This window comes from Flavobacterium sp. (assembly GCF_043778725.1).
GTDB lineage: Bacteria > Bacteroidota > Bacteroidia > Flavobacteriales > Flavobacteriaceae > Flavobacterium.
This window is the reverse complement of the sequence record NZ_JAYWFT010000047.1, coordinates 42,674-51,725: the sequence shown is the minus strand read 5'-3', so window position 1 is coordinate 51,725 and position 9,052 is coordinate 42,674. Positions and strand designations below refer to the sequence as shown.

Sequence of the window (9,052 nt, the reverse complement as noted above, 5' to 3'; positions counted from 1 at the left end):
AAGTCGAATTTAAACAAAATGAGCCCAATACAATATCGAGCTCATTATTATCAAAATTAATTATAAATTTGTCTAAACTTTTGGGTGCAGTCTAAATTCGGAGTTTATAAAAAATTATTTACTTAGTGCTTCTATTTAACCAATGTCATTTCGTCTACAATATGTTTAGCGTTAGAGAAATTCTCAATCACCCATAACACGTAACGAATATCAACATTGATTGTACGTTGTAACTTTTTATCAAAGATTACGTCACCTGCCATAGCTTCAATGTTTCCGTCGAAAGCAATACCGATTAATTCTCCTTTTCCGTTAAGAACTGGTGAACCTGAATTTCCTCCTGTAATGTCATTATCTGTAAGGAAATTTACGTGAAGTGAACCGTCTTTGTCTGCATAACGACCATAGTTTTTATCTTTTTCCATTTCTAGAACTCGAACTGGTAAATCAAATTCTTCGTCGCCTTTTTTGTATTTTTTAACTTGGCTAGCCAATGTTGTGTAGTTGTTAATTGTAGCATCATTGCGCTTGTCTGCTGGCAACGAACGTACTTTTCCATATGTTAAACGAAGCGTTGAGTTAGCATCTGGATATTTAATTGTTCCAATTTTTGATTCTCTTAAACCTTCAACTAGCAAACGGAATGATGCGCCATAATCGTTTTGAGCTTTAGTAATTTCATCTGATTTAGAATTGAAATGTGATAACATATCATTAGAAATCAAATACAATGGATCATTGTCTAAAATTCCTTGACTTGGTAATTGTAAAAATGCTTTTACTTTATCTAAAGAAGTTAAAACGCTTAAATCGATTGCTGCACTTGCATAATTAGTAAAATCGTTGTTGTTTTCATCACCAATTTTTTTAACTAAAGGCGCAATTGCATATCCTGTAGATTTTGTAGCATACAGTTTTAGTTGTGCTGCCAATAAATCTTTTTCTGCTGGAAGGTATAAATCTGTGAAGATACCTTCGGCCATTTCAGTGATTTTAGGAGCTAATTCTTTACGTTTGTTAGCATCTGCTTTTACATAGGTATCTAATTGTTTTCCTAAAGTTCTACCAATTGTTCCAAATGCTGTTGTTCTAAATAATTGCTGTAAGTAATTATCGTGACGCGCTTTTTCATTTGTTAAACCATAATACTTATTGATATTAGAAATTACATTTCCGTATTTAGCTTTGTTAGCTGGTTTGTTAGCCCAAGCATTAAATTTAGTTTCTTGAGCCGCTTTAGATTTGGCAGTTCCAAATTTTGAAAGCGCATCAATCATTCCTTGACGGTTTTTCCAATAATTAGCCGTTGAAGCAAATTTAGAAGCGTAAACCAAACGAAGCGCATCGCTCATTTCCATATACTTCTTCATGTTATCCATACCAGTTTTTGCTCCTTCAACCCATGCAGGATAAGCGAATTTCACATTTTGATCAATTCCTCCAGCTGGCATCCAACGGTTGGTTCTTCCTGGATAACCAAGAATCATTGCAAAATCTCCTTCTTTTACTCCACCAAGATTTACAGGCAAATAATGTTTTGGTTGTAACGGAACATTGCTTGTAGAATAGTCTGCAGGATTTCCGTCTTTGTCGGCATAAACTCTAAACATTGAGAAATCGGCAGTTTGACGTGGCCATTCCCAGTTGTCAGTATCACCACCAAATTTTCCTAAACTTTCTGGTGGAACTCCAACCAACCGAACGTCTTTATAATCTTGATATACAAAATAGTAGTACTCATTTCCTTGAAAGAAAGGACGAACAGAAACAGTATATTTTCCGCCTTCGTTATTTTCTTTTTCGATTTTTGCGATTTCGGCATTGATAGCCTTTTCTCTATCTGCTTCGTTCATTGAAGGATTTACAACTGCCAAAATACGTTTTGAACAATCGTCCATACGAACAAAGAAACGAACATATAAACTTGAAGGTTTTCTTTCATCAGCTTTGCTTTTTGCCCAAAATCCATTTTTTAATAAATTGTTTTCTGGAGTAGAAAGCTCTGCAATACCATCATATCCACAATGGTGATTAGTTAAAACCAATCCATCTTTAGAAATAATTTCGGCAGTACAACCTCCATTAAATTGAACAATAGCATCTTTTAAACTGTGGTGATTGATGCTGTAAATTTCTTCGGCTGTCAATTGCAAGCCCATTTTTTCCATGTCGCGGTGATTCAAACGTTCGATGAACATTAAAAACCACATTCCTTCATCGGCTTTTACACTCATTGGGATAAGCATAATTGCAGCAATTAAGGATAAAATAATTTTTTTCATTTTAAAAAAATATAAAGGTTAATTGTTTGTTAGCTAATAGTCCATTTAAAAGAAGATTTTTCTCTTTAAATTGAATATTATAAAATTTTAGTCTTGCGAAAGTACTAATTTTTGAGGATTTAATAAAATTATGACTTTAAAACTACATCGTTTTATTTAATTTTAACTTTATTTTAGGAAATCAAGAATTTTTACAAAATAAAAAAGCCCCGAATACTTCGAGGCTTCAATTTTGTTTATATTTTTCTACAAACCATGGCTGTTATCTGGCTTCTCATCATCAACATTAAGCATATCCCAAAGTTTGTCTTTTAACTCTGTTAGGCCTTGTTGAGCTACTGATGAAATAAATAAATAAGGTGTTCCTTTAAATTCAACATCCAATTGTTGTTTTAATTCTTTTTTAAGTTCATCGTCTAGCATATCACATTTCGAGATGACAATCAATCGATCTTTGTCTAACATTTCTGGATTGTAACGACGTAATTCATCTAGCAAAATCTCATATTCTTTTTTGATGTCTTTTGCATCTGCAGGAACTAGAAACAGCAACGTTGAGTTTCTTTCGATATGACGCAAAAAATAATGTCCTAATCCTTTTCCTTCTGCTGCACCTTCAATAATCCCTGGAATATCTGCAATTACAAATGATTGAAATTCGCGATAAGCAACAATTCCTAAGTTAGGTTTTAGAGTTGTAAAGGCGTAATCAGCGATTTTTGGTTTTGCCGAAGTCAACACAGAAAGCAAAGTTGATTTTCCAGCATTTGGAAAACCTACCAAGCCAACGTCTGCTAGAACTTTCAGTTCCAATATGACATCTATTTCTGTAGATGGCATTCCGGGTTGTGAATATCGCGGCGTTTGATTGGTTGAGCTTCTAAAATGCCAGTTTCCTAATCCACCTTTTCCTCCTTGAGCTATAATTCTTTGTTCGCCATGTTCGGTAATTTCGAAAAGAATTTCTCCTGTTTCAATATCTTTTACAACAGTTCCCAACGGCACTTCTACAATTTTATCTTCACCATCGTGACCTGTGCTTCGCGAACTTCCGCCATCGCCACCATGGCCACCACGCATGTGTTTTACAAATTTTAAATGAAAAAGTGTCCAAAGACTTTTGTTTCCTCTCATGTAGACATTACCACCACGTCCACCATCACCACCATCGGGACCACCTTTTTCTATAAATTTCTCGCGGTGTAAGTGCGTAGAACCTTTACCTCCTTTTCCGGAAGTAACATATATTTTTACGTAGTCTACAAAATTTCCTTCTGTCATTTTTATTTAGTGTTCAGTCATTAGTATTTAGTTTTCAGTTATTTAGATTATCTAAAACTTACAACTAAAACGTATAACAATTTATTTATCAATGAAAATTTCTAGTAATCAGATGTACTGAAAACCTATCACTGAAAGCTTTTTATTCTTTATATGTTTTTATTAAAATCTTTTCTATTACAACTCCATCCATTTTCTGGGCTTCGAATTCAAGTTTGTTCCAGATTAATTTTTCGCCTTGTTTTGGAATATTTCCCAATTCGGTAATGAAAAAACCACTTACAGTTGTGACCTCATAATCGGTTGTGAGTTCGTCCATATCAAAATATGTAAGGAAATCGTGAAGCGAATATTGTCCATCAACAAGCCATGTTCCATCTTCATTTGCTAAAAGTGTAAACTCATTATCGTCAAAATCGGAAGCGTCGCCAACAAGTGCTTCTAAAATATCATTTAATGTAATAATTCCTTGAAAAACTCCATATTCATCGGTAACAAATGCATAATGGACTTTAGATTTTTTAAAGTTTTCTAGCGCTTTGTAGGCAGATGTATGTTCAATAAAATACACAGGATCTTTGGCAATTGACTTTAAATTGAAATTTCCTTTTTCGAAATTGGCGAACAAATCTTTTAAGAGGACAACGCCTATTACATCGTCAAGATTTTCTTCACAAACGGGATAAACAGAGTGCAATTCTTCAAGAACTTTAACTTTCAATTCTTCTACAGAATCATTTACAGAAAGGTAAATCATAGAACTTCTGTGTGTCATTAACGAGTTTACTTTTCGGTCACCAATATGAAAAACACGTTCTACTATATCTTGTTCAATTTCTTGAACTTCTCCAACTTCTGTTCCTTCTTTTATAATGGCTTTAATTTCGTCTTCGGTAACTTTACCGTCGGCAGTTGGTTTTATATTTAATATTTTAAGTAAAAAATCAGTCGAAATAGTTAGTAACCATATAAATGGCGCAGTAACTTGAGACACTATTCTCATCGGAATCGCTACTGATTTTGCAATCGATTCTGGATAATTTAACCCAATTCTTTTTGGTAATAATTCTCCTAGAACCAACGAGAAAAATGTTAAGATTACCACTACAATTCCAACTGCAATGGAATGTGCGTAGGGTTTTAAAGCCGTGAATCCTTCAACAAATAATTGAACGTTGGTTGTAATTTTATCACCAGAATAAATACCAGTTAGAATACTGATTAAAGTAATGCCAATTTGAACTGTAGACAACAATTTGTTTGGAGAATTAACCAAATCTAAAGCCACTTTTGCGTTCTTCTGTCCTTTTTTTGCGGCAGTTTCCAATCGGCTTTTTCGGGCAGAAATCAATGCAATTTCCGACATTGAAAATACACCGTTAAGAATTATTAAAAAAAGAATTATTAAAATTTCCATAGCTTAAAATTACAAAAAAAGAGCATAAATCCATCTTATCGGAAATAGCTCCTTTTCTGTTTGCAAATATCTGAAAAAAAATTGAATGCCCGAAATATATATTCGAGGCAAATTTACAGACTATAATTTATCGAAAACGTCGTTCAATCTTTCGTTAACTTCTAGAATTGTTCCAATGCCATTTATAGCATGAAATTTACCTTGCTCTACATAGTAGTTCATTAATGGCGCGGTTTTTTGGTTGTATTCGTCATAACGGTTTCTGATTTTTTCTTCGTCCTGATCGTCGGGTCTTCCTGATGTTTTTCCTCTTTCAAGAAGTCTAGCTACTAGGATATTATCGTCCGCTTCAAGCGCAACAGTTGCCGTAATGCTTTGATTTTTTGATTCTAAAAAGAGATCCAAAGCTTCAGCCTGAGCCAATGTTCTTGGGAAACCGTCAAATAAAAATCCTGCTGAATGTGGATTTTTATCCACTTCACTTTGCAACATTTGAATGGTAACTTCGTCTGGAACCAAATCGCCTTTGTCCATGTAGGTTTTAGCAAGTCTGCCTAGTTCAGTGTCATTTTTAATATTAAATCTAAAAATATCTCCGGTAGAAAGATGTGTTAAATTGTATTTTTCTTTTAAAAATTCAGCTTGTGTGCCTTTACCTGCGCCAGGTTTTCCGAAAAGAACGATGTTGATCATAAAAATTTATTTGATTTTTGATTGCTAATTGCTGATTTTTGATTCTTTTTTTAAACTTCTAAAATCAAAATTCTTTAATCTTCAATCGTTAATTATTATTGTGCTAATTGATATACGTCTGGTAAATTTCTTCCTAATCCATCATAGTCTAAACCATATCCAACGATAAATTTATTTGGAATTCTAATTCCTATGTAGTCAATTTTTATGTCTTTTTTGTACGCTTCTGGTTTAAAAAATAAGGTTGCGATTTTTAAATGCTTCACACCTTTTTCTTTAAATATTGCTCTTAATTCTTCAATTGTATTTCCTGTATCAACAATATCTTCAACAATTATAACTGTTCTTCCTTCAAGGTTTTCGTTGATTCCAATTAGTTGTTTTACCTCATTTGTAGATTGCGTTCCTTCATACGAAGCCATTTTTACAAAACTCACCTCACACATGCCACGATATTGTTTCATTAAATCGGCCAAAACCATAAAGGATCCATTTAAAACTCCTATAAACACCGGAACTTCATCAAAGAAATCGTCGTCCATCTGTTTTGCCATATTTTTAATTGCAAAATCTATTTCATCAAAAGAAATAAAAGGCTCAAAAGTTTTATCGTGAAGGTGTATCATTTTTTTCGGTTTAGGAATAAGGTGCAAATTTAAAGAAGTAAAAACTATTACGTTGCAAGTATTTATACTTTTTTGCAAATTTGATATATTTACCAAATGAATGCGGATTTTTACAATCAAATAGCCAAAAGCAATGCCAGTACTGATTGCAGAAATAATTTGAAAGAATTAGTTCTCGATAATCCGAATTTACTTGTAGATTTAGTTCAAATGGCAATAAATATTTCAGATAAAAACAATCATAAGGCAGTTTGGATTGTTGAAATGATTGCCGAAACTGACACATTACTTTTACAACCATTTTTAACTGATTTAATAGAGAGTTTCTCCAAACACAAACACGAATCTGCCATTAGAGGAATGTCCAGGGTTGCCTATTTTATTGCTACTTCAAAAATTATTTCTACAACAGAAAACCAAAATGAAAAAATTATTGAATATTGTTTAGACGGATTAATTGGTGCTGCAAAAGTGGCGCCAAAAGTTTATAACATGTACACTTTATCGTTTTACACAGCTAAATATGAATGGCTTAAAGAAGAATTAAAAAACATCATTGAAAAAGATTTTGCAACACAATCTGCTGGATATAAAGCTGCGGCGAGAGAAGTTTTGAGAAAAATTTGAGATGATTTTTGAAGTTGAAATTACTATCTTTGCGCAAACAACTACAACTATACAATGAATTATTTCTCTTCCGATTTTAAGTTAGGAATTCTCGGCGGCGGACAATTGGGCAAAATGCTTCTTTCAGAAACCCGAAAATTCGATATTCAAACTTACGTTCTTGATCCAAGTGATGAAGCACCGAGCAAAATTGCTTGCAATAAATTTTTTCAAGGAAGTTTAATGGATTTTGAAACTGTTTACAACTTCGGGAAACAAGTAGATGTTTTAACTTTCGAAATCGAATTGGTAAATCTTGATGCGCTGGAAAAATTAGAAAATGAAGGCGTAAAAGTATATCCATCTCCAAAAACCTTAAAACTAATTCAGAATAAAGGAATTCAGAAAGAGTTTTATGAAGCAAACGGAATTCCAACAGCGAATTTCAAAAAATTTGCAAGCAAAAAAGAATTACTTATTGAATTCATAGAAACCAAACTTCCGTTACCATTTGTATGGAAATGTACCGAATTTGGATATGATGGAAACGGTGTAAAAATCGTTCGTTCAGCAACAGATATTGAAAATCTTCCAGATGTAGAATGCATTGCCGAAGAAATTATTCCGTTTAAAAACGAACTTGCAGTAATTGTTGTTAGAAATGTTTCTGGCGAAATAAAAACCTATCCTGTGGTAGAAATGGAATTTCATCCCGAAGCCAATCAGGTAGAATATGTAATTTGTCCAGCAAGAATTGATGAAAAAGTTGCCAAAAAAGCGCAAGAAGTAGCTTTAAAAGTTTCGTCAACATTCAATCATGTTGGTTTGTTGGCAGTAGAAATGTTTCAAACAGTTACCGATGAAATATTGGTAAACGAAGTCGCACCAAGACCACACAATTCTGGACATCACACCATTGAAGCAAGTTACACATCGCAATTTGAAAATCATTTACGCGCCATTTTAAATCTACCTTTAGGAAATTGTGACAGCAAAGTTGCCGGAATTATGGTAAATTTGGTTGGAGAAGAAGGTTTTTCGGGACAAGTAGTTTACGAAAACATCGAAAAAATAATGGCAATTGGCGGAGTAACACCACACATTTATGGCAAAAAAGAAACGCGTCCGTTTAGAAAAATGGGACATGTTACCATCGTTAATGAAGACATGGAAATTGCACGAAATATTGCTGAAGAAGTTAAGAATAGTATTAGAGTGATTAGTGTTTAGTTTTTACAAATTAGAAATGAAAAAATATATCTTTTTATTTACAGTCTTATTTTGTCTTGTCAGTTATGGACAAGAATATCAATTTGTGTCTAAAGAATTTTTGGCAATCGACAAATATAAATATCTAGATTTTGTTCAAAAGAAGGCAGAAAATAAAATTTTCAATGAAAACGGTTCAATAATCCCTTTGGTAAAAATGGATTCCATAAGTAAAAACTATTTGAAGAACCCTTACAAACCAATTTATTTTGGTGATTCCATTAATAATAAGTCTATTACTGTAATTAAATATCTTTCCAAAGAAGAGTACAAAACCATTAATGATGAATTTCAAGACAAACAAAAAAAGGATACTGAAAATAGAAAGCAATTAAAAGGAAGACATATTGAAAATCTAGACTTAACTGATATAAATGGAAACAAATTCTCATTAGAAAGTTTAAGTGGGAAAATAATTGTGCTAAACTTTTGGTTTACTAAATGTGCACCGTGCATCAAAGAAATGCCTGATTTAAATGATTTAAAAGAAAAGTATAAAGAAAACCCTATCGTTTTTTTTGCAATAACTTATGATAAAAAAAACTTAGTTGATGACTTTTTAAAAAAAATAAAATTAGATTTCACCGTTATCCCGAATGACAGAAAAACAATCAATCAATTTGGAATTCAATTTTTCCCAACAAACCTTGTCATTGATAGTAATGGAAAAGTAGTATACGTGAATGAACTTTTTGGTGGTAATGGAATTAAAGAAATAGATAAAATCTTAAAAAAACTGACTAAAGATTAAAAAAAAGAAGCATTACTTTTAAATGATTCCTTGATTTTAAATATGATAAAAAAAATATTAAATATTAGTTTTTATTCAATAATTACATTTTGTATTGTTTCATTTTTGTCCTTTTTATTTTCTTTGA

8 protein-coding genes are annotated in these 9,052 nt (G+C 32.4%); 3 read left to right on the top strand and 5 right to left on the bottom strand.

Annotation, left to right across the window (positions count from 1 at the left end; genetic code table 11):
* Positions 1-131: 131 nt before the first annotated feature.
* The 5 genes from ACH2CG_RS04255 to hpt all read right to left on the bottom strand — a co-directional run bounded on the left by ACH2CG_RS04255 (position 132) and on the right by hpt (position 6,299).
* A complete protein-coding gene (locus ACH2CG_RS04255; protein ID WP_395062527.1) occupies positions 132-2,282 on the bottom strand; it encodes a S46 family peptidase in 2,151 nt (716 codons plus the stop codon).
* A gap of 246 nt (positions 2,283-2,528) precedes the next feature.
* A complete protein-coding gene (gene obgE, locus ACH2CG_RS04250) occupies positions 2,529-3,563 on the bottom strand; it encodes a GTPase ObgE (RefSeq protein WP_395062525.1) in 1,035 nt (344 codons plus the stop codon).
* 142 nt (positions 3,564-3,705) lie between these two features.
* Entirely contained in the window at positions 3,706-4,980 is a 1,275-nt protein-coding gene (locus ACH2CG_RS04245; protein ID WP_395062523.1) for a hemolysin family protein, read from the bottom strand.
* Positions 4,981-5,100: 120 nt separating this feature from the next.
* Positions 5,101-5,673 carry an adenylate kinase gene (locus ACH2CG_RS04240; protein ID WP_395062521.1) on the bottom strand — a complete coding sequence of 191 codons (573 nt, stop codon included), beginning with the start codon at positions 5,671-5,673 and terminating at the stop codon, positions 5,101-5,103.
* A 95-nt stretch (positions 5,674-5,768) separates the two neighbouring features.
* On the bottom strand, positions 5,769-6,299 hold the full coding sequence (hpt, locus tag ACH2CG_RS04235) for a hypoxanthine phosphoribosyltransferase (protein ID WP_395062519.1): 531 nt from the start codon (positions 6,297-6,299) through the stop codon (positions 5,769-5,771).
* A 96-nt stretch (positions 6,300-6,395) separates the two neighbouring features.
* Here hpt and ACH2CG_RS04230 point away from each other — a divergent pair, with 96 nt between their 5' ends.
* From ACH2CG_RS04230 to ACH2CG_RS04220, 3 genes are read left to right on the top strand one after another with little or no spacing between them, the layout of a single operon-like run.
* A complete protein-coding gene (locus tag ACH2CG_RS04230; RefSeq protein WP_395062517.1) occupies positions 6,396-6,926 on the top strand; it encodes a hypothetical protein in 531 nt (176 codons plus the stop codon).
* Positions 6,927-6,980: 54 nt separating this feature from the next.
* A complete protein-coding gene (locus ACH2CG_RS04225; protein WP_395062515.1) occupies positions 6,981-8,135 on the top strand; it encodes a 5-(carboxyamino)imidazole ribonucleotide synthase in 1,155 nt (384 codons plus the stop codon).
* 16 nt (positions 8,136-8,151) lie between these two features.
* Positions 8,152-8,925 (top strand): TlpA family protein disulfide reductase, encoded by a 774-nt coding sequence (locus tag ACH2CG_RS04220; RefSeq protein ID WP_395062513.1) that lies wholly within the window; start codon positions 8,152-8,154, stop codon positions 8,923-8,925.
* Positions 8,926-9,052: the final 127 nt, after the last annotated feature.